The 19,956-nt window shown below is 62.3% G+C and carries 19 protein-coding genes; 4 read left to right on the plus strand and 15 right to left on the minus strand.

Annotation, left to right across the window (positions count from 1 at the left end):
- Window positions 1–154 precede the first annotated feature (154 nt).
- Together NKH05_RS06995 and mazG are read left to right on the plus strand one after the other, a co-directional pair.
- Window positions 155–1,339 (plus strand): amino acid aminotransferase, encoded by a 1,185-nt coding sequence (locus tag NKH05_RS06995; RefSeq protein ID WP_352587530.1) that lies wholly within the window; start codon window positions 155–157, stop codon window positions 1,337–1,339.
- 135 nt (window positions 1,340–1,474) lie between these two features.
- Window positions 1,475–2,299: a nucleoside triphosphate pyrophosphohydrolase gene (gene mazG / locus NKH05_RS07000; RefSeq protein WP_023717581.1), complete on the plus strand. Its 825-nt coding sequence runs from the start codon at window positions 1,475–1,477 to the stop codon at window positions 2,297–2,299.
- 5 nt (window positions 2,300–2,304) lie between these two features.
- On the opposite strand, the gene hflX is transcribed toward mazG, so the two are convergent.
- The 8 genes from hflX to dusB form a co-directional block, all read right to left on the minus strand.
- Window positions 2,305–3,696, minus strand: a complete 1,392-nt coding sequence (hflX, locus tag NKH05_RS07005) for a GTPase HflX (RefSeq protein WP_023717580.1) — start codon at window positions 3,694–3,696, stop codon at window positions 2,305–2,307.
- The gene (gene hfq, locus NKH05_RS07010; protein ID WP_006202172.1) at window positions 3,697–3,942 is read right to left on the minus strand and encodes an RNA chaperone Hfq; all 246 of its coding nucleotides are present in this window, start codon (window positions 3,940–3,942) and stop codon (window positions 3,697–3,699) included. It abuts the gene before it with no gap.
- Window positions 3,943–4,087: 145 nt separating this feature from the next.
- The gene (locus NKH05_RS07015) at window positions 4,088–4,951 is read right to left on the minus strand and encodes a D-amino-acid transaminase (protein WP_023717579.1); all 864 of its coding nucleotides are present in this window, start codon (window positions 4,949–4,951) and stop codon (window positions 4,088–4,090) included.
- A 188-nt stretch (window positions 4,952–5,139) separates the two neighbouring features.
- On the minus strand, window positions 5,140–6,501 hold the full coding sequence (ntrX, locus tag NKH05_RS07020) for a nitrogen assimilation response regulator NtrX (RefSeq protein WP_352482545.1): 1,362 nt from the start codon (window positions 6,499–6,501) through the stop codon (window positions 5,140–5,142).
- Window positions 6,491–8,776, minus strand: a complete 2,286-nt coding sequence (locus NKH05_RS07025) for a sensor histidine kinase NtrY-like (protein WP_352587533.1) — start codon at window positions 8,774–8,776, stop codon at window positions 6,491–6,493. The genes ntrX and NKH05_RS07025 overlap by 11 nt, the downstream gene beginning before the upstream one ends.
- A gap of 127 nt (window positions 8,777–8,903) precedes the next feature.
- Entirely contained in the window at window positions 8,904–10,364 is a 1,461-nt protein-coding gene (gene ntrC / locus NKH05_RS07030; RefSeq protein ID WP_023717576.1) for a nitrogen regulation protein NR(I), read from the minus strand.
- Entirely contained in the window at window positions 10,361–11,500 is a 1,140-nt protein-coding gene (locus NKH05_RS07035) for a two-component system sensor histidine kinase NtrB (protein WP_352496544.1), read from the minus strand. Before NKH05_RS07035 ends, ntrC begins: the two co-directional genes overlap by 4 nt.
- On the minus strand, window positions 11,497–12,522 hold the full coding sequence (gene dusB, locus NKH05_RS07040; RefSeq protein WP_352855994.1) for a tRNA dihydrouridine synthase DusB: 1,026 nt from the start codon (window positions 12,520–12,522) through the stop codon (window positions 11,497–11,499). Before dusB ends, NKH05_RS07035 begins: the two co-directional genes overlap by 4 nt.
- A 181-nt stretch (window positions 12,523–12,703) precedes the next feature.
- On the opposite strand from dusB, the gene NKH05_RS07045 reads away from it, so the two are divergent.
- On the plus strand, window positions 12,704–13,924 hold the full coding sequence (locus tag NKH05_RS07045; protein WP_023717573.1) for a bifunctional 2-C-methyl-D-erythritol 4-phosphate cytidylyltransferase/2-C-methyl-D-erythritol 2,4-cyclodiphosphate synthase: 1,221 nt from the start codon (window positions 12,704–12,706) through the stop codon (window positions 13,922–13,924).
- Entirely contained in the window at window positions 13,921–14,430 is a 510-nt protein-coding gene (locus NKH05_RS07050; protein WP_352496543.1) for a CinA family protein, read from the plus strand. Before NKH05_RS07045 ends, NKH05_RS07050 begins: the two co-directional genes overlap by 4 nt.
- On the opposite strand, the gene NKH05_RS07055 is transcribed toward NKH05_RS07050, so the two are convergent.
- The 7 genes from NKH05_RS07055 to NKH05_RS07085 all read right to left on the minus strand — a co-directional run.
- Window positions 14,406–14,867 (minus strand): type II toxin-antitoxin system RatA family toxin, encoded by a 462-nt coding sequence (locus NKH05_RS07055; RefSeq protein WP_023717571.1) that lies wholly within the window; start codon window positions 14,865–14,867, stop codon window positions 14,406–14,408. The two genes, NKH05_RS07050 and NKH05_RS07055, sit on opposite strands and share 25 nt — an antisense overlap.
- A gap of 12 nt (window positions 14,868–14,879) precedes the next feature.
- The gene (gene lipA / locus NKH05_RS07060) at window positions 14,880–15,845 is read right to left on the minus strand and encodes a lipoyl synthase (RefSeq protein WP_023717570.1); all 966 of its coding nucleotides are present in this window, start codon (window positions 15,843–15,845) and stop codon (window positions 14,880–14,882) included.
- A gap of 134 nt (window positions 15,846–15,979) precedes the next feature.
- Window positions 15,980–16,237, minus strand: a complete 258-nt coding sequence (locus tag NKH05_RS07065) for a GlsB/YeaQ/YmgE family stress response membrane protein (protein WP_023717568.1) — start codon at window positions 16,235–16,237, stop codon at window positions 15,980–15,982.
- Window positions 16,238–16,332: 95 nt separating this feature from the next.
- The gene (gene lpdA / locus NKH05_RS07070) at window positions 16,333–17,778 is read right to left on the minus strand and encodes a dihydrolipoyl dehydrogenase (protein WP_352496542.1); all 1,446 of its coding nucleotides are present in this window, start codon (window positions 17,776–17,778) and stop codon (window positions 16,333–16,335) included.
- A 12-nt stretch (window positions 17,779–17,790) separates the two neighbouring features.
- A complete protein-coding gene (locus NKH05_RS07075) occupies window positions 17,791–18,429 on the minus strand; it encodes an SGNH/GDSL hydrolase family protein (protein WP_023717566.1) in 639 nt (212 codons plus the stop codon).
- Complete coding sequence (locus NKH05_RS07080; RefSeq protein ID WP_353025188.1) at window positions 18,426–18,845, minus strand: hypothetical protein; 420 nt, start codon at window positions 18,843–18,845, stop codon at window positions 18,426–18,428. Before NKH05_RS07080 ends, NKH05_RS07075 begins: the two co-directional genes overlap by 4 nt.
- 17 nt (window positions 18,846–18,862) lie before the next feature.
- Window positions 18,863–19,956, minus strand: a 1,094-nt coding sequence (locus NKH05_RS07085; RefSeq protein WP_353025189.1) for a 2-oxo acid dehydrogenase subunit E2, incomplete at its 5' end; no start/stop codon positions are given.

Here is a 19,956-nt window from a genome sequence, read left to right on the forward strand (position 1 = left end):
CGCGCTCTCGTCCTGGGAGATCTCGGGCCTGCCCTCGCCCGGCAGATAGTATCGGCCGCCCTCGAGGCAAACCGGCGCCGAGTTGGCGCATATGAAACCGCTGGCAAAGCACGGCCGGTTTGCGTATCACTCCGCCGCCAACGGAACCTTATCGATGTTCGAAAATCTCCAGCCCGCGCCCGCCGACAAGATCCTTGCCTTGATCGGGCTCTATCGCGCCGACCCGCGTCCCGACAAGGTCGATCTTGGGGTCGGCGTCTATAAGGATCGCGACGGCAAGACGCCGGTGATGCGCGCGGTGCGCGAAGCCGAAAAGCGGCTGCTGCGAGGCCAGGACACCAAGACCTATCTCGGCCTTGCCGGCGATACCGCCTTCAACGCGGCAATGGCTAGGTTGGTGTTCGGCCCAACCGCCGACATGACGCGCATTCGTGCGGCACAGGCGCCCGGCGGCTCCGGCGCGCTGCGGCTGGTGGCAGAGCTGCTGAAAAGGACCCGCGCCGACGCGACGGTCTGGCTATCGGATCCGACATGGCCGAACCACATGCCGGTGATGCGCGCCGCTGGCCTGCAGATACGCGAGTACCCCTATTTCGACGTTGCTTCTGGTGCGGTTCGCTTCGACGACATGCTGGATGCGTTGAGAACCGCGAATCCCGGCGACGTCGTGCTGTTGCATGGCTGTTGCCATAACCCGACGGGCGCCAATCTAGACATCTCGCAATGGGCTGCCGTTGCCGATCTCGTCGTTGAGCGTGGTCTGCTGCCCTTTGTCGACATCGCCTATCAAGGCTTTGGCGAGGGGCTTGATGCGGATGCCGCCGGCTTGCGCCTGCTGGCGGCGAAAGTTCCGGAAATGGTCGTTGCCTCGAGCTGCTCGAAGAACTTTGCCGTCTATCGCGACCGCGTTGGTGCAGCGCTGATCATGGCGAAAGACGGTGCGCAGGCGGATATGGCGATGGGCCAGATGCTGTCGGCGGCGCGCGCCATGTATTCGATGCCGCCGGACCATGGCGCGGCTGCGGTGCGCATGGTGCTCGAGGACGCTACGCTGCGGGCCGACTGGGAAGCAGAGCTTGAAGAGATGCGCCTGCGCATGCTGCGGCTGCGCGTCCAGTTCGCCGAAGCGCTGCGGCGGCAGTCCAACTCCGACCGTTTCGATTTCGTCGCCAGCCATCGCGGCATGTTTTCCCGGCTTGGCCTGTCGGAAGCGCAAGTCGAGCGGCTGCGCGCCGAGCATGGCATCTACATGGTCGGCGACAGCCGCATCAACGTTGCCGGCCTGCCCGAGGACGGCATGGACGCGCTCGCCAAGGCGATTGTCTCCGTGCTCGACTGATACTTTTTGCTTGACCATGATCTTTTCCGAAAACCGGCTTCCACGATCATGGTCTGGCCGCCGATCTGTGGACAAGGCGCCCTCACCGGCTGAAGCCGTTGGCCGCACAGCCGTGTACAGGATAGCGTTTCCCAGATGAAACCCTCGAAAGACATTTCCCGGCTGATCGAGATCATGGCAGCGCTGCGGGCGCCGGAAACCGGCTGCCCGTGGGATATCGAGCAGGACTTTTCGACAATCGCGCCATACACGGTAGAGGAAGCCTACGAAGTGGCGGACGCCATCGCGCGGGGCGACCTGGACGATCTGCGCGATGAACTCGGCGATCTCCTGTTGCAAGTGGTCTACCACGCGCAAATGGCCGAGGAGGCCGGCGAATTCTCATTCGGCGATGTGGTCGAGGCCATCACCACAAAAATGATCCGCCGCCACCCGCATGTTTTCGGCGACGAAAAGGCGCGCAGCGCCGGCATGGCGAAGGGCATGTGGGAAAAGATCAAAGCGGAGGAAAAAGCGGAGAAGCGCAGCGCCCGCCTCGTCCGAGGGCTCGACCCCGAGGACCATGGCAAGGGCTTTCTCGACAGCGTGCCGGTCGCCCTGCCCGCGCTGACCCGGGCCCTCAAACTGCAGGAAAAGGCCGCCCGCGTCGGCTTCGACTGGAGCGAGGCGGCACCGATCCTCGAAAAGATCGAGGAGGAGATCGGCGAATTACGCGAAGCGCTGGCCAAAGGCGACAGCGCACCGATCAAGGACGAGTTCGGCGACATGCTGTTTGCGATCGTCAATCTCGGCCGGCACCTCAAAATCGATTCCGAAGCGGCACTCAGCGGCACCAACGAAAAATTCCGGTCGCGCTTCCACCATGTCGAGCAGGCGCTGCAAGCGTCGGGAAACAACCTCGAAGAGGCGACGCTGGACGAGATGGAAGCGCTCTGGCAGCAGGCAAAAAGCGCGAAATAAACGCCCTACCCATTGTTTTGACGTCGCAATCGGCTTTCTATCTCTTGTCGAGCACTGTGTGTGGCCTTGAGCGCGATAGTCACGCTGCCATCCTCATTGTCATCACGCGAGACGATGTCGCCGTTGCGGTAAAGCCAGTCGACGACGCCGAGTTGGTCGGCCTTGAGCGTGACCGTGAACGTCTCCAGTTCGCCCGACATCATCGTCTCGATGATCGCCTTCAGCGCATCGATGCCTTCGCCGGTAACCGCCGATATGGCGATAGGCGGCGCCTTCCTGCCGTCAGCACCATCGGCAAGCAGCCGCGCGCGGTTGCCCTCGTCGAGCCGGTCGATCTTGTTCCACACTTCGATGACGCGCTTGCTATCGCGGGCATCAACGCCGAGATCGGCAAGGATGCGCTCGACATCTTCGGCCTGTGCGGCCGTATCGGGGTCGGAGATATCGCGCAGATGAATGACGAGGTCTGCCTCGACCACTTCCTCCAGTGTCGCCCTGAAGGCCGCGACCAGATGCGTTGGCAGGTCGGAAATGAAGCCGACCGTATCGGAAAGGATGACCGGCGTTCCGTGCCGCAGGCGCACGCGGCGCAGCGTCGGGTCGAGCGTGGCAAACAGCATGTCTTCCGCCAGCACCCCTGCTCCGGTCAGCCGGTTGAACAGCGTCGACTTGCCGGCATTGGTGTAGCCGACGATCGCCACCACCGGAAACGGCACCTTCTTGCGCTTGGCGCGGTGCAGGTCGCGGGTGCGGCGCACCGTTTCGAGCTCATGCTTCAGCTTGGTGATCTTGTCCTGCAACACACGCCGATCCGACTCGATCTGCGTCTCGCCAGGGCCGCCGAGAAAGCCGGCGCCGCCGCGCTGGCGCTCAAGGTGGGTCCAGCTCCGCACAAGGCGGCCCTTCTGGTAGTTGAGATGGGCAAGGTCGACCTGCAGCGTGCCTTCCTTGGTGCGGGCGCGCTCGCCGAAAATCTCCAGGATCAGCCCGGTGCGGTCGAGCACCTTGGCGTTCAACTCTTTTTCGAGATTGCGCTGCTGTACCGGTGTCAGCGGATGATCGACAATGACCACTTCCGCGTGCCCCTCTTTGACGATCTCGGCGAACTCCGCGACCTTGCCGCTGCCGAGCAAGGTCGCCGGGCGTGGATCGTTGACGGTCACCACTGCCGTGTGGACCAGGTCAAGGTCGATGGCGCTGGCGAGGCCGACCGCCTCGTCGCGACGGGCCTCGGCGGAACGGGTCAGGCGCGGGCGATTGGTGTCGTCGTTGCCACGCGGCTGCCGGGTAAGCACCGGCACGATGACCACCGCCCGGGTCGGACCGTTGGCCTCTGTCCCGGTCTGATGTGCTGGTTTTCCGCGAACGCTGCGGTCCGCGTCTTTCTCACGTGCCAATCAGGCGCCCTGGCTTTCCTCACCATCGAACATCTGAACCGGCTGGCTCGGCATGATCGTGGAAATGGCGTGCTTGTAGACGAGCTGGGAATGGCCGTCGCGACGCAGCAGAACGCAGAAATTGTCGAACGAAGTGACCACGCCGGTCAGCTTCACGCCGTTGATGAGAAAGATGGTGAGTGGGTTTTTGCTCTTGCGAACTGAATTCAGGAACAGGTCCTGAAGATTTTGCGATCGTTCCGCCATTGTTCTTGTCTTTCGCCGATCCCCTTCGGTTTGCAAGCCAATGCGCCAAATTAGCTGGCACATGTCAAGCACGCAAACACCATCTTGCCGTCAGTAACGACAAGCAGAACGAGATATATTGATGTTCATTCCATCTGTGCGGTTATCAGGCTGGACTTTTTTCCGCAACGTCAAAAAAGGCCCGCCGTAGTGAAACTGTTATCGAGCCCGGGTGGCCGTTGGCGACGGGAGCGCCATCGATTGCCACCACCGGCATGGCGATCGTGGTCGCGGAGCTGATGAAAACCTCGCGCGCGGCCTTGGCCTCGGCAACCGAAAAGCCGCGCTCCTCGATCTTCAGGCCGAGCTTGGCGGCGACATCGAACAGTGTCGTGCGGGTGATACCGCGCAGGATGCCATGCTCGGCCGGCCGCGTCACCAGCACGCCGTCCCTGGTGATGATCCAGGCGTTCGACGATCCACCTTCCTTGACGGTGCCGTCAACATCGACGAACCACGCCTCCTGGGCGCCTGCTTCCTTGGCTTTCTGTTTGGCCAGCACGTTCGGCAACAGGCCGACCGACTTGATATCGACCCGATCCCACCGGTTCTCCGGCACCGTGATAACCCGGATCCCGCTCTCGGCCCGCTTCGCGGCAGCTGCAGGATCGGCTTTTTTGGCGGTCACCACCAGCGACGGCTTCGTGCCCGCCGGCGGGAAGAAAAACTCACGGCTGGCGACACCGCGTGTCACCTGGACATAGACCAGGCCGTCGACGACATGGTTGCGGCGCACCACCTCACCCATGACGAGCGGCAGCACGCCGCGCGTGATCGGCCAGTCGATCGAGAGTTCGGTGAGCGAGCGGTTCAATCGGGCGAGATGGCGCGGCATGTCGACGATGAAGCCCCGCGCCACCTCGCAGACCTCGTAGACGCCGTCGGCGAATTGATAGCCACGGTCCTCGATGTGCACGGAAGCTTCGGCGTGAGCGACATAGCGTCCGTTCACATAGGCAATGCGCGGCATGGATAACCCTTGGAGAAGTCAGCGCATGAGCCCGAAAATCGGAATCGATTTCGGAAAGGATCATGCGCAAAAATCAAAATGCTACAGCCTCCTTTGTGCGTCCCAAAGACGCGCGGCGCTGCAGTGCTCTTATGCGATTCCACGACCGCCGTAACCGGTAATTGCGTGGGCCACGGCTGGTTTGGCTCTCAGACGCCCAGCGACTTCAGCTTGCGGTGCAGTGCAGAGCGTTCCATGCCGATAAACTCTGCCGTCTTCGAGATGTTGCCGCCAAAACGGTTGATCTGGGCGATCAGATAGTCCTTCTCGAATTGTTCGCGTGCTTCACGCAGCGGCAGTGCCATTATGTGCTGATCGGACTTGGTTGGAGTGCGCGGCATGACGTCGCCGATCTCGGCTGGCAGGAGGTCGGCGGTGATCGGCGCATCGACATCGTCGCCGCGCGCCAGGATCATCAGGCGCTCGACATTGTTGCGCAACTGCCGAACGTTGCCCGGCCAGTTGTGCGCCTGCAGCACCGCCAGCGCGTCGTCGCCGATGCGGCGCGGCTTGATGCCGGCCTGGCGAGCGATCTGCTTCATGAAATTGTCGACCAGATAAGGAATGTCCTCGCGACGCTCGGCCAGTCCCGGCACCATGACCGGAACCACGGCCAGGCGATGATAAAGGTCCTCACGGAAACGGCCGTCGGCGATCATGGCTTCCAGGTTCTGCGAGGTCGACGAGATGATGCGTACGTCGACCTTGACCCGCTTGGTGCCCCCTACCCGCTCGAACTGCTGTTCGACCAGCACGCGCAGGATCTTGTTTTGCGTCTCACGCGGCATGTCGGCCACTTCATCGATGTAGAGAATGCCGCGATGGGCCTCCTCCAGCGCACCGACCTTGCGTTCGACGCCGTTCGATTCGGTGCCGAACAACTCGATCTCCATACGCTCAGGCGTGATGTTGGCGGCACTCAGCGTCACAAACGGTGCACTCTTGCGCGCCGACAGTGCGTGGATGGCGCGCGCCGCCAGTTCCTTGCCCGAGCCGGAGGGGCCGATAATCATGACGCGGCTGTTGGTCGGCGCGACGCGCTCGATGGTCTGGCGCAATTGGCTCATTGCCGACGACATGCCGATGAGGTCAAAAGTCTCGCCGCTGCGCAGCTTGAGATCCGAAACCTCGCGTCTCAATTTGGACGTTTCAAGCGCCCGTTCGGCAATAAGGATCAGCCTGTCGGCCTTGAACGGCTTTTCGATAAAATCATAGGCGCCGCGGCGGATGGCCGAGACTGCCGTTTCGATATTGCCGTGGCCCGAGATCATCACCACCGGCAGGTTCGGGTGCATCGTCTTGATCTCGTCCAGCAAAGCGAGGCCATCGAGCCGCGAACCCTGCAGCCAGATGTCGAGGAAGATCAGCCTGGGTGCCCGGTCGGCAACCACCGCCAGCGCGCTGTCGGCGTCAAACGCCGTGCGGGTTTCGTGACCTTCGTCGCTCAGGATACCGGCGACGAGTTCGCGGATGTCTTCCTCGTCGTCGACGATGAGAATATCAGACGCCATTACCGACCTTTTCAGTTTCTTTTTCGTGTTCCGTCTTGCTTTCGCCGCGTATCGGAACGGTGGCGGCAACCGGCAGGATGATGCTGATCATCGCACCCCGCCCATCGTGGAATTCCGCTGGTGCATCGTGCAATTCGAGTCGCCCGCCATGGTCCTCCACGATCTTCTTGACGATAGCGAGGCCAAGCCCGGTGCCTTTCTCGCGTGTCGTCATGTAAGGCTCGAGCAAGCGCTGCCGGTTTTCGCGCGGCAAGCCCCTGCCGTTGTCGATGACGTCAATTCGAATCGCGCCATTCTGACGCCCGGCTTGAATCCGGATTATGCCGTGCGGACGATCCTCTGCATCAAGTCCGTCGATAGCTTCGGCAGCATTCTTGATGACGTTGCCGAAAGCCTGCGCCATCAGGCGGCTGTCGAACGTGCCTTTGAGCGGCTCATTGCCGAAGACGCGCTCGAAGATGATGTCGGCGCGGCTCACTTCGACCAGGAACGAGGCCTCCCGCAACGAATCGCGCAGATCGATGGCCTTCATTTCTGGTTTCGGCATGCGGGCGAACGCTGAGAACTCGTCGACCATGCGGCCGATGTCCTCCACTTGCCGGATGATGGTGTCGGTGCATTGATCGAAAACCTCACGGTCCTCGGTGATGACCTTGCCGTAACGGCGCTTGATACGCTCGGCCGAAAGCTGGATCGGCGTCAGCGGGTTCTTGATCTCGTGGGCGATGCGCCGCGCCACGTCGGCCCATGCAGAGGAACGCTGTGCCTGGACCAGATCGGTAATGTCGTCGACTGTCACGACGTAGGATTTATCCTCCGAACCGTCGTCGCCGGCTTCAATCGTGATCTGCACGTTGAAGGTCCGTTCGGTGCCGGCACGATAGAAGGTGACCTGTTCGCGATAGACCGGCTTGCCCGACTTGCGGCCGATCTCGAAGACGCGGCCGACATGCGGTAGCACGGCGGAAAGGTTCTGCCCAAGCGCCGCGGTGGCGGATATGGCCAGCATCGTTTCGGCGGAACGATTGACGATGGTGACGATGCCATATGGATCGACGCCGATGACCCCGGCGGTGACGCCGGCAAGCACAGCCTCCGAAAAGCGCCGCCGCTCGTCGATCAGATCCTTGGCCGACAGGATCTCGTTGCGCTGCGATTTCAGCTCCATCAGCATCTTGTTGAAGGTGTCGCCGAGCGAGGCGACGTCGCCATCGGAGGGGCGGACTGGCACGGCCACATCGAGATTGCCGGTAGCGACCTCGTCGGCCGCGCCGATGAGCTGACGAATCGGCCGCACCAGGCGGTCGGCCACCGCAATGCCGGTCCAGATGGCGGACAGGATGATGATCAGCGTCAGCGACAGATAGGGAAGCGCGAAAGCCACTTGCGAGGTGCGGCGATTGTCTTCGAGACCGCGATATTCTGCGGTGTTGGATTTGACGATCTGTCGTGCCTTGATCACCTCGGGATCGACGAGGCGAATGGTGTAGAGATAGAGCCCGTCGATCTCGCGCAGCTTGACGATGGCCCCCATGATGTTACGGGTGCGCGGCTCGATCAGCACCGGCTTGCCGTTGGCAGCGCTTGCCACAGCGCCCTCCGGCGGCTCCGGCATGGCAAAGTCCGCGTCGGTCTTGGCGCTCATGACGAAGGAACCATCGGGCTTGATGAGTGCTGCGTGTGCCAGGGAGCGTCCAACCGCCTCCTTGTTCATGAGGTCAAGGAAGCCGGTCCGATCGAGGCCGTAAAGCGTGCGCGAAGCGTCGAGGTCGTAAGCCATCGACAACGTCGTGCCCTGAAGATTTCGTGCGTTTTCCTGCACATAGGCGTCGGCGATCGACAACGACGAATTGACGATCGTCTTGGTGCGGATCTCGAACCAGCGGTCGAGGCCGATGTCGAGCGTGATCGACGCGATGATCGCCACCATGATCGCGGGGATGGCGGCGACCAGCGCAAACATCGCCACGATGCGCACATGCAGGCGCGACGCAGCCTTGCCGTGCCGGCGTGCCATCAGGATGCGATGCACTTCGCGGCCGACCAGCAAGATCAGAAACAGGACGAACGCGGCGTTAAGCGCGATCAGCGCCAGCGTCGTCCGCGCGTCGGGCGTGATCGGCGTGGCGCCAACCAGAATGGCGAAGGAGATCGCCGCCGTCACCAGCGCACCGGCAATGGCGACCACGCCGGGCAGCGCAAGCAGCCGGCGACCGTCTCGCGCGCCGGTAGTGCTGAAATGCGGTTTGCTCAGTGTCGGTGCGTGCAGAGCCATGTCGCCGTCTAGAGCCAGTGATTGCGTCGGATGTATGCAACGCATTGTGGCGATTATGCAACAAGTGTGGCCGAGACGGAAATCTTTCGGCGATCGATCCCCTGGAAAGCGCTCGTAAGGGGTTCGTCTAGACCTGCCTGGAGGACTTGTAGACGTTGACGCCGAGTTCGCGAATCTTCTTGCGCAGCGTGTTGCGGTTGAGTCCTAGCAATTCGGCGGCCTTGATCTGGTTACCGCGCGTTGCGGTCATCGAGGCGAGGACCAGTGGATACTCGACCTCGGAGAGGATTCGCTGATAGAGGCCGGCCGGCGGCAAGTCGCCGGCAAACGAGGCAAAATAGCGCTGCAGGAAATGCTCCACCGCCTGGCCGATGGAAAGGTCGTCGGGAATGAGGTTGCCGCCACCTGGAACGACAGGCCTTTCGCCAGTCTTCAACTCCGCCTCGATGATCTCGGCGGATATCTCGTCCTGCGAATACAGTGCAGCCAGCCTGCGGATGAGGTTTTCGAGTTCGCGCACGTTGCCAGGCCATGGGTAGCGCTTCATCAGCTCGATGCCGCCGGTGGAAATGCGCTTGGTCTGCAGGCCTTCACTGGCGCCGAGCTTGAAGAAGTGCCGGACGAGGTCCGGAATGTCCTCCGATCGCTCGCGCAGCGCCGGCAGCCTGAGCGGCACAACGTTCAAGCGGTAGAACAGGTCCTCGCGGAAAAGCCCCTGATTGATCAGCGTGCGCAGGTCCTTGTTGGTGGCAGCGACGATGCGCACGTCGGTCTTGATCGGCGTGCGGCCGCCGACCGTGGTGTATTCGCCCTGCTGCAACACACGCAGAAGCCGCGTCTGCGCTTCCATCGGCATATCGCCGATCTCGTCGAGGAACAGCGTGCCGCCTTCGGCCTGCTCGAAACGGCCAGTGGAGCGGCTCTGTGCGCCGGTAAAGGCGCCCTTCTCGTGCCCGAATAGTTCCGATTCGATCAGGTCGCGCGGGATCGCCGCCATGTTGATGGCGACGAAAGGACCGCCTCGGCGGCGGCCATATTCATGCAGCGCGCGCGCCACCAGTTCCTTGCCGGTACCCGATTCGCCTGAGATCATCACCGTCAGGTCGGTCTGCATCATCCGCGCCAGCATGCGGTAGATGTCCTGCATGGCCGCCGAGCGGCCGACCAGCGGCATCGTTTCAGGCGGCTCGTCGGCACGCGTATCGATCTTGGGCCGCCGCGGCTCGGAAAGCGCCCGATTGACGATGTTGAGCAGCTCCGTCAGGTCGAACGGTTTTGGCAGATATTCATAGGCTCCGGTTTCGGAGGCCCGGATCGCCGTCATGAACGTGTTCTGCGCACTCATGACGATGACCGGCAGTTCCGGTCGCGCCTTCTTGATGCGCGGCAGCATGTCGAAGGCGTTCTCGTCAGGCATGACAACGTCGGTGATGACCAGATCCCCCTCGCCCGCGGCCACCCAGCGCCACAGCGTCGAGGCATTGGAGGTGACGCGCACGTCGTGACCGACGCGCGAAAGCGCCTGGTTGAGGACAGTGCGGATGGCCGCATCGTCGTCGGCGACGAGAATATTGCCGCGAATGGTCATTTGCGGTCTCCTTCACCGTCGTCGTCGGCAAACTGGGTTTCTTTCCACGCCGGCATCAGGATGCGGAAGGTGGTCCCGCGCGGCGTCGATTCGCATTCAATGATGCCGCCATGCTCGCCGACGATCTTTGCGACCAGCGCCAGACCGAGACCGGAGCCGTTCGGCTTGGTGGTGATGAAGGGATCGAACAGGATCGGCAGGATATCCTCGGAGACACCCGAACCGTTGTCGCGCACGCAGAATTCCAATGGCAGCGACACCCGGTCCTGCGTTCCGGGCACGGAAACACGGATGCCCGGGCGGAAGGCAGTCGACAGCATGATCTCGCCCTGCGGATCGCTGCCGATCGCCTCGGCGGCATTTTTTACCAGATTGAGGAACACCTGGATGAGCTGGTCGCGATTGGCAAAAACCGGAGGCAATGATGGATCATAGTCCTCTAATATCTTGATCCGCTTGGCAAAACCGTTCTTGGCGATTGCTTTGACATGGTCGAGCACGACATGGATGTTGACGGGGTAGCGGTCGATCGGCCGCTCGTCCGAAAACACCTCCATGCGGTCGACCAGCGAGACAATGCGGTCGGTCTCGTCGGTGATCAAACGCGTCAGCGCGCGATCCTCATCGGACGCCGACAGTTCTAGCAGCTGCGCGGCGCCACGAATGCCGGACAGCGGGTTCTTGATCTCATGGGCAAGCATCGCGGCAAGGCCGGTGACCGAGCGCGCCGCACCGCGATGCGTCATCTGCCGGTCGATCTTGTCGGCCATTGAGCGTTCCTGGAACATCACCACGACGGAGCCTGGAAATTCCGTCACCGGCGCGACGTAGAGATCGACCACCTTCTCGATGCCGAGACGCGGCGACGACACGTCCACCCGGTATTCGTTCACCGGCGCACGGCGCTCGCGCACCTGGTCGACAAGCGTCAGCAGCGGACTGCCGAAAGGAATGAGCTTGTGCAGCGTGTTGCGGGCGAGCATCGTGGCGCTCGAGCGGAAAAAATCCTCGGCATCGGCATTGGCGAAGGTGATGAAGCCTTGCGGATCGACCATGATCACCGGCCGACGAATTGTGTTGAGCACAATATGCGCGGCGTCCGCCATGTCCGTGCTCTGTGTGACGGTGGCGTTCATGCCGCACTCCGCAGATTCGGCGCTTCGGGAGCGCTTGAAAACATGTCGCGCAGCAAGGCAATGACCCGCCCAGGCTCGAAAGACGTGAGGATGGCCTTGCGCCAGTCATCGCTTGTGACGGCATGGCGGTCGAGATACCAGCCGAGATGCTTGCGCGCCTGGCGCAATCCGCTTTCGGCGCCATAGAGCGTCAGCATGTCTTCGTAATGGGCAATGACGTAGTCGGTCAGCGCTTGCGGGCTGTCCGGCATGCCGGATACTGGCTCGGCCAGCGCGGCCGCTACAATGCTGCCGGCAGTCCACGGCGCGCCATAGTGCGCACGGCCGATCATCACCGCGTCGGCGCCGGACTGGTCGAGGATCAAGGCTGCCTCTGCCGGCGAGCCGACATCGCCATTGGCAACCACAGGGATGGAGACGGCCTGCTTGACGCGTGCGATGGCACGCCAGTCGGCCGTGCCCTGATAGAACTGGCAACGTGTGCGGCCGTGCACCGTCACCATCCTGACGCCGGCCTGCTCGGCGCGTCGCGCCAGCATCGGCGCGTTGAGCGCGCTCTCGTCCCAGCCAAGCCGCATCTTAACCGTGACCGGCACGTCGACCGCGCCGACTACCGCTTCGATCAGCGACAGCGCGTGGTCGAGGTCTCGCATCAGTGCCGAACCGGCATAGCCGCCCGTCACCTTCTTGGCCGGACAGCCCATGTTGATGTCGATGATGTCGGCGCCTTCGCCGGCTGCGATTCGTGCGCCCTCGGCCATGTGCACCGCCTCGCGGCCGGCAAGCTGGACCATGTGGACAGGCAGCCCGGAATGACGGATGCGCAGGCCCGAGCCAGCCCTGCCCTTTGCAAGCTCACCGCTCGCCACCATTTCGGATACAACCAGCCCGGCGCCATGCGCATGGGCGCGCTGCCGGAACGGTTCGTCGGTAATGCCCGACATCGGCGCGAGAAACACGCGGTTGCGGATTCTCACGCCACCCACCTCCAGCGGCGAAGCCAATTTGGTCACATCAGGCATGCACAAAAACCAAGCACCTTCGATTGCTGCACATTCTCTAGCCAGAACGACGGCAATGTGCAACGCGCAATGTCGTGACATTAAGGCGCATTTGGGAAAAATATGGATCGCCGGACGGCATCAATCCTAGGTCTTGTGAAAGCGATACCACTTTTCAGGATCATGCGCTAAGCGTCTCGGCATGAGACATGTCAGCGAAAAGCCAGCTGCCGACGACAAGGTCGCCGTGGTCATCGTTGCTGCCGGGCGCGGCGCGCGCGCGGGGCAGGCCAATGGGCCGAAGCAGTACCAGCAGATTGGCGGCGGCGCCGTTATCGCACGCACGCTCGACGCCTTTCTGACGCATCCGAAAATTGGACCTGTCGTCGTTGCTATCCATGCCGAAGACGGCGCGCTTTTCCGCCGCGCCGCCGGCGCGAACGCCGACCGTGTCGTCGCTGTGATCGGCGGTACGTCACGGCAGGAGTCCGTCCGGCTTGGACTGCTGGCGTTGAGAAGCCATGCGCCGGGCCGGGTCCTGATCCATGATGCGGCTCGGCCGTTTGTCGATGCGGAACTGATAGATCGCACGATCGCCGCCATTGAAGAGCGCCAGGGAGCGCTGCCTGCTTTGCCCGTTGCCGATACGCTGAAGCGCGAAACGGCCGAAGGCATGAGCGGCGAAACAGTGTCCAGGGCCGGGCTCCATGCCGCACAGACACCACAAGGCTTTCCGTTCTGGCCGATCCTGGCCGCGCACGAAAAGGCTCATCAATTGGGCAAGGCGGATTTCACCGACGATGCGGCAATCGCCGAATGGGCGCATATTCCGGTGAAGATCGTTCCCGGCTCGCCGGACAATGTCAAACTGACCTGGGCACGGGATATTGCGATGGCGGATCAGCGGCTTTCCAGCGCCTCACGTTTTCCGGACATCCGAACCGGCAACGGCTACGACGTCCATGCCTTCGAGCCCGGCGACCATGTCACCCTGTGCGGTGTCGCTATTCCGCACGACAGGAAATTGTCCGGCCATTCGGATGCCGATGTCGGCCTGCATGCGTTGACCGACGCGCTGCTCGCCACCTGCGGCGCCGGTGACATCGGCACGCATTTCCCGCCCTCCGACCCGCAGTGGAAAGGGGCCGCTTCACGCATCTTCGTCGAACACGCAGCGAAGCTGGTGCGCGAGCGCGGCGGGCGCATCGCCAACGCCGACATCACATTGGTTTGCGAGGCGCCGCGCGTCGGCCCGCATCGCGAGGCCATGACCGAAACGCTTTCCGCAATGTTGCGAATTTCGCGCGACCGCATCTCGATCAAGGCGACAACCAATGAGAAGCTCGGCTTCGTCGGCCGTGAGGAAGGCATAGCGGCCATCGCGACCGCCAGCGTTGTGTTTCCAGGGGATGTCCCCGAATGAGCAATAGCGATCTCGCAGATGCCCTGCTTCAGGCCTGCCAGCAGCGCGGCATCATGCTGGCGACGGCGGAGAGCTGCACCGGCGGCATGATCATCGCCACGCTGACCGACATTGCCGGCTCTTCCACTGTGGTCGATCGCGGCTTCATCACCTATTCCAACCAGGCCAAGACCGAGATGCTCGGCGTCTCGGCCGTTACACTCGAGGCGAACGGGGCGGTCTCGCGCGAGACTGCGGTGGAGATGGCGGCCGGCGCCTTGGCCCATTCGCCCGCCGGGCTTGCGCTCGCGGTGACCGGCATCGCCGGTCCGGGCGGTGGCTCAGCGGAAAAACCTGTCGGCCTGGTCTGGTTCGGCGTTGCCGTGGCTGGCCGGCCGGTGGTCAGCGAATGCCAGCTGTTCGCCGACAAGGGCCGTGATTTCATCCGCCGGGAAACGGTCCGGCATGCGCTTGAACTGGGTCTGCGCGCGCTCGCTGCGGATCAGGCCGCCGATGGCGTGCCGTAGATGATTTCGGCGCGTTTCTCGAACGCCTCGGAGAACATGCGGAAGGCGCGGTCGAACATGGTTCCCATGAGCGCACCCAAAATGCGGCTCTTGAACTCATAGTCGATAAAGAAGCAGACGTTGCAACCACCGCCGTCCGCCGGGTCGAAGCGCCAGACATTGCTCAGATATTTGAACGGGCCGTCGATATATTTGACGTCGATGGCGTTCTCGTCAGGCTTCAGCAGCACCTGCGTGGTGAAAGTCTCGCGGATCGCCTTGTAGCCAATGCTCATGTCGGCGATGAGCAGCGTGCGTCCGTCGCGTTCCTTGCGCGAACGAACCGTAAGTGCCTCGCAAAGCGGCAGGAATTGCGGATAGGATTCGATATCCGCGACCAGAGCGAACATCTGTTCAGGCGTATGCGCGACGCGGCGATGGGCTTCGAATTGTGGCATGAAACCAGTTTGTTAGGCGGACTTCCTGAGAAACGCTTCGCGCGCCGCGCGCAACCTGGCGAAATCGTCGCCGGCATGGTGCGACGAGCGCGTCAGCGGGCTCGACGCCACCAGCAGGAAGCCCTTGGTCCGGCCGATCGTCTCGAAAGACTTGAACTCCTCCGGTGTGACAAAGCGGATCACCGGATGGTGCTTCTTCGACGGCTGAAGATATTGGCCGATGGTCATGAAGTCGACATTGGCCGAACGCAGATCGTCCATCAGTTGCAGGATTTCGTTCCGCTCCTCGCCAAGGCCAACCATGATGCCGGACTTGGTGAAGATCGAGGGGTCGAGTTCCTTGACTCGCTGCAAGAGCCTGATCGAGTGGAAATAGCGCGCACCCGGCCGAACCGTCAGATAGTTCGACGGCACGGTCTCGAGATTATGGTTGAAAACGTCGGGCTTGGCCGCCACGACGATCTCCAGTGCGCCGTCCTTGCGCAGGAAGTCGGGCGTCAGGATTTCGATCGTCGTCAGAGGCGTTGCCGCCCGGATGGCGCGGATGACCTCGGCAAAGTGCTGAGCTCCGCCATCGGCGAGATCGTCGCGGTCGACTGAGGTGATGACGACATGGCTTAGGCCCATTTGCTTGACGGCGTGTGCGACGCGCGCCGGCTCGTCGGGATCGAGTGCGGTCGGTATACCGGTAGCCACGTTGCAGAACGCGCAGGCGCGCGTGCAGATCTCGCCCATGATCATGAAGGTGGCGTGCTTCTTTTCCCAGCACTCGCCGATGTTGGGGCAACCGGCCTCTTCGCACACCGTCACCAGCTTATGCGACTTCACGATCTCGCGCGTCTCGGCATAGCCTTTCGACATCGGCGCCTTGACGCGGATCCAGTCGGGCTTGCGCAGCACATCCTGGTCGGGCTTGTGCGCCTTTTCGGGATGCCGCAGGCGCGGCGCATTGGCGATCGTGTCGAGGACGGTGACCATATGAAATCCGGTTCATTCGCGATCGCCTGTCCGACGTTCGCTTTCCCAAGTCATCTAGGACTTTTCGCTGCAAAGAAAAAGGCCGCGGCGGCGCATGCCGCCACAGCCGTTTTCGCATGGCATGAGTTCAGCAATTAACGGCGCACCATGCGTCCTACCCAGATCAGCAGGCAGGCACCAATGAAACCGGTGATCAGATAGGCGATCCAGCCGGCGCCGAAGGCGCCGATGTTGAGCGCCTGCAGGATGGCATTCAGCACGATCGCGCCGACGATGCCAAGAATGATGTTCATCAAGATGCCGGTGTTGCTCTTCATGAACATCTCGGCAAACCAGCCTGCCAAACCGCCGATGATGATGGCTGCTACCCAGCCCACGCCGTTCACGTCCATATGCCCTCTCCTGTGGTGATGAATGCATCCGGAAACGAATTACCTTGCCGTCGAGTTCCTTGACATACATGTGTGAGTCTCGCGCAGCCAATTTATCATGCGTTCAGCGCACGGCCATAGGCGTCGAGAACACTCTCCTTCATCATCTCCGACAGCGTCGGGTGCGGGAAGATTGTGTGCATCAGCTCTTCCTCGGTGGTTTCCAGGTTCATAGCCACGACGAAGCCCTGGATCAGTTCGGTTACTTCTGCGCCAACCATGTGGGCACCCAGCAACTGGCCGGTCTTCTTGTCGAAAATGGTCTTGACGAAGCCTTGGTCTTCGCCCAGCGCAATCGCCTTGCCGTTTGCGGCGAACTGGAAGCGGCCGACGCGGATGTCCTTGCCATCGGCTTTCGCTTTGGCTTCCGTCAGTCCGACCGAGGCGACTTGCGGATTGCAATAGGTGCAGCCCGGGATCTTCAGCTTGTCGATGGCATGCACGCCGGCGAAATTGGCAATCTTTTCCACACACACCACGCCCTCATGCTCGGCCTTGTGGGCGAGCATCGGCGGTCCGGCGACATCGCCGATGGCATAGATGCCGGGCACGTTGGTCTTGCCGTAGCCGTCGACGACGATGCAACCGCGTTCGGTCTTCACGCCGAGCGCCTCGAGGCCGAGATTTTCGATATTGCCCTGTACCCCGACGGCTGAAATCATGCGGTCGGCGGTGATCTTCTCGACCTTGCCGTCCTTCATCTCGACATGCGCGGTGACCGAATTGGCGCCCTTCTCGACCTTGGTCACCTTGGCATCGAGGATGATCTTCATGCCCTGCTTCTCGAACTGCTTTTGCGCAAACTTCGACACTTCGGCGTCCTCGACCGGCATCACAGCCGGCAGCAGTTCAACCACCGTCACCTCTGCGCCCATAGTGCGGTAAAACGAGGCGAACTCGATGCCGATGGCGCCCGAGCCCATCACCAGCAGCGACTTCGGCATCTCTTTCGGCACCATCGCCTCGAAATAGGTCCAGATCAACTTGCCGTCCGGCTCGATGCCGGGCAATGCGCGCGGCCTGGCTCCGGTCGCCAGGATGATGTGCTTGGCGGTGTAGGTGCCCTCGCCTTTGACGCCCTTGGGCGCCGGCGGCTGCGGCTCCATCGGCTTCTTCGACGATTTCGACACGACGATCTCGCCGGGTTTCGTCAGTTTGGCTTCGCCCCAGATGACGTCGACCTTGTTCTTCTTCATCAGGAAGCCGACGCCGCCGTTGAGCCGCAGCGAGACCTTTCGCGAGCGATCGACGACGGCGGCGGTGTCGACGCTGACCTTGCCGTCGATCTTCAGGCCGTAATCCTTCAGATGATCCGAATAGTGCATGATCTCGGCCGAGCGCAGCAGCGCTTTGGTCGGAATGCAGCCCCAGTTGAGGCAGATGCCGCCCAAGTGCTCGCGCTCGACAATCGCCGTCTTGAAGCCAAGCTGCGCCGAACGCACTGCAGTGACATAGCCGCCGGGGCCGGAGCCGATGATGATAACGTCGTAGTTCTCAGCCACGGCTTTTCTCCTTCACAATTCCAGCATGACGCGCACGAGCGGCGTCAGCGCTTGCCCGATGCTCCGCGTGTTTTCCGCGTCAAGGTGGACGCCGTCCAGCGGCGTCGTTTCGGCCACCGTGCCCGCATTGAAGAAGCCGCAGCCGGCCTCGTCGGCAAGGGCGGAATATTGCGGCGCCAGCCGCTTTGACGCGTCATCTCCGCCGGCGAACATTTCTTTGAACTCGGCGTTTTCCGTGCGGCTGACTACGGGCGGCGCGACGATCAGGATCTGCGGCGCCGGCCAATCGAACGGGTAATCATGACCGCGCACAATATCGATCAGGCGTTGCACGCCTTGTTTGGCCGCGACCGGATTGCCGTGAATCCACGGCTTCATATCGTTGGCGCCGAGCATGATGACGATCAAATCGATCGGCGCATGAGTCGTCAGGATCGTTGGCAACAGCCTTGCGCCATTGCGGTCCGCTCCGGCCAAGTGATCGTCGAAGGCGGTGGTTCGGCCATTCAGGCCTTCGGCGATGACCTCGACGCCGCTGCCCAATGCCGCCTGCAGCACGCTCGGCCAGCGATCTTCCAGCGGATGTCGGCCGAGGTTTGCCGCGTCATAGCCCCAAGTAAGCGAATCGCCGTAGCAGAGGACCGTCTTCATGTGCCTGCCCCGCCGAAACCTGGTTGCGAGCGCGCCAATCGCCAGCGCACGAAAAGCCACTGGACCAGCACCGTAGCGATGCCCGGCAGGACGAGACCCGCGACTATGGGAAGATCGCCCGACCATTGGCTCTTGCCTGGGGGCTGGGAGAAAGTCCAGCCGATCAGGGAAACTCCAACGAGCACAAAAAACGCTACCCCTATGGTCGCCGTCAGCTTTGTTGCCCGTCGTGGGTACGACATGAATTGTGCGATGAAGAACGCGACCGTCACGAGGACGGTGACGAGAGCCGAGATCATAAACACAAGGATGTACTCTACGTCGGCATTGGTTGCGACGGCGAGCCACTGCGCCACCAATCCGCCGGCCAAACCGGAAAGAAAGAAGGCAAAAAGGCTGGTGAAGAATTTCCGCACCGCCCTGTTCCCTTCTCTTAGACCAGCATGCCCATCGGGTTTTCGACCATGCGTTTGAAGGCGACGAGCAGCTCGGCGCCGAGCGCACCGTCGACGGCGCGGTGATCGGTCGACAACGTCACCGACATGATCGTGGCGATCTTGATCTCGCCGTTCTTGACCACCGCGCGTTGCTCTCCGGCGCCGACCGCCAGGATCGTCGCATGCGGTGGGTTGATGACGGCAGAAAAATCCTTGATGCCGAACATGCCGAGATTGGACACTGCCGTGGTGCCGCCCTGATATTCTTCCGGCTTCAGCTTGCGGCTGCGGGCGCGGCCGGCAAGATCCTTCATCTCGTTGGAGATAACGGACAGCGTCTTTTCGTCGGCACGCCGGATGATTGGCGTGATCAAGCCGCCGGGGATCGACACTGCAACACCGACATCGGCATGCTTGTGCTTGACCATGGCGTTTTCTGTCCACGACGCATTGGCATCCGGCACCGCCATCAGCGCCATGGCCAGAGCCTTGATGACCATGTCATTGACGGAAAGCTTATAGGCCGGCGTTTCCCCCTTCTCGGTCTTCTTCACCGGGGCGGCCGCATTGATCTGCGTGCGCAGGGCCAGAAGTGCGTCGAGCTCGCAGTCGAGCGTCAGATAGAAATGCGGGATGGTGGTCTTGGCCTCGACCAGCCGCCGCGCAATTGTCTTGCGCATATTGTCGTGGGGGACCAGCTCGTAGGAGCCTTCGGCAAACAGTTTGAGCACCTGCTCGTCGGACATTGGCTTGGGTGCTGCTGCCGCAGGTGCCGGAGCACCGGCGGCCGCTGCTTTTGCTGCTGGTGCCGCCTTGGCGCCGCCACTGGAAATTGCGGCCTCGACATCGGCCCTGACCACGCGACCATGCGGGCCGGAGCCCGTCACCGCCGACACATCGACACCGGCTTCCTTGGCGATGCGGCGGGCCAGCGGCGAGGCGAAGATGCGGCCGTTCGCGGATTGGCTGATCTCCCCCCGTGTGGGGGAGATGGCCGGCAGGCCCCAGGGGGGCGCCACGCGCCAAGCGGCAGGAGGGACAGCGCCCCCCACAGACGCCGTCGGCCCCATATACCCCCCGGGGGGGGAGT

The sequence above is a fragment of the Mesorhizobium sp. M1399 genome (genome assembly GCF_040317735.1).
Lineage (GTDB): Bacteria > Pseudomonadota > Alphaproteobacteria > Rhizobiales > Rhizobiaceae > Mesorhizobium.

What these genes read in the sequence shown, in the direction of transcription:
- NKH05_RS07065 (WP_023717568.1), bottom strand. Translation starts at nt 16,237, where the DNA reads ATGGACGTGAACGGCGTGGGCTGGGTAGCAGCCATCATCATCGGCGGT.
- mazG (WP_023717581.1), top strand. Translation starts at nt 1,475, where the DNA reads ATGAAACCCTCGAAAGACATTTCCCGGCTGATCGAGATCATGGCAGCG.
- NKH05_RS07055 (WP_023717571.1), bottom strand. Translation starts at nt 14,867, where the DNA reads ATGCCACAATTCGAAGCCCATCGCCGCGTCGCGCATACGCCTGAACAG.
- ntrX (WP_352482545.1), bottom strand. Translation starts at nt 6,501, where the DNA reads ATGGCGTCTGATATTCTCATCGTCGACGACGAGGAAGACATCCGCGAA.
- NKH05_RS07075 (WP_023717566.1), bottom strand. Translation starts at nt 18,429, where the DNA reads ATGAAGACGGTCCTCTGCTACGGCGATTCGCTTACTTGGGGCTATGAC.
- NKH05_RS07050 (WP_352496543.1), top strand. Translation starts at nt 13,921, where the DNA reads ATGAGCAATAGCGATCTCGCAGATGCCCTGCTTCAGGCCTGCCAGCAG.
- NKH05_RS06995 (WP_352587530.1), top strand. Translation starts at nt 155, where the DNA reads ATGTTCGAAAATCTCCAGCCCGCGCCCGCCGACAAGATCCTTGCCTTG.
- NKH05_RS07025 (WP_352587533.1), bottom strand. Translation starts at nt 8,776, where the DNA reads ATGGCTCTGCACGCACCGACACTGAGCAAACCGCATTTCAGCACTACC.
- NKH05_RS07045 (WP_023717573.1), top strand. Translation starts at nt 12,704, where the DNA reads ATGAGACATGTCAGCGAAAAGCCAGCTGCCGACGACAAGGTCGCCGTG.
- ntrC (WP_023717576.1), bottom strand. Translation starts at nt 10,364, where the DNA reads ATGACCATTCGCGGCAATATTCTCGTCGCCGACGACGATGCGGCCATC.
- dusB (WP_352855994.1), bottom strand. Translation starts at nt 12,522, where the DNA reads ATGCCTGATGTGACCAAATTGGCTTCGCCGCTGGAGGTGGGTGGCGTG.
- lipA (WP_023717570.1), bottom strand. Translation starts at nt 15,845, where the DNA reads ATGGTCACCGTCCTCGACACGATCGCCAATGCGCCGCGCCTGCGGCAT.
- NKH05_RS07015 (WP_023717579.1), bottom strand. Translation starts at nt 4,951, where the DNA reads ATGCCGCGCATTGCCTATGTGAACGGACGCTATGTCGCTCACGCCGAA.
- NKH05_RS07035 (WP_352496544.1), bottom strand. Translation starts at nt 11,500, where the DNA reads ATGAACGCCACCGTCACACAGAGCACGGACATGGCGGACGCCGCGCAT.
- hfq (WP_006202172.1), bottom strand. Translation starts at nt 3,942, where the DNA reads ATGGCGGAACGATCGCAAAATCTTCAGGACCTGTTCCTGAATTCAGTT.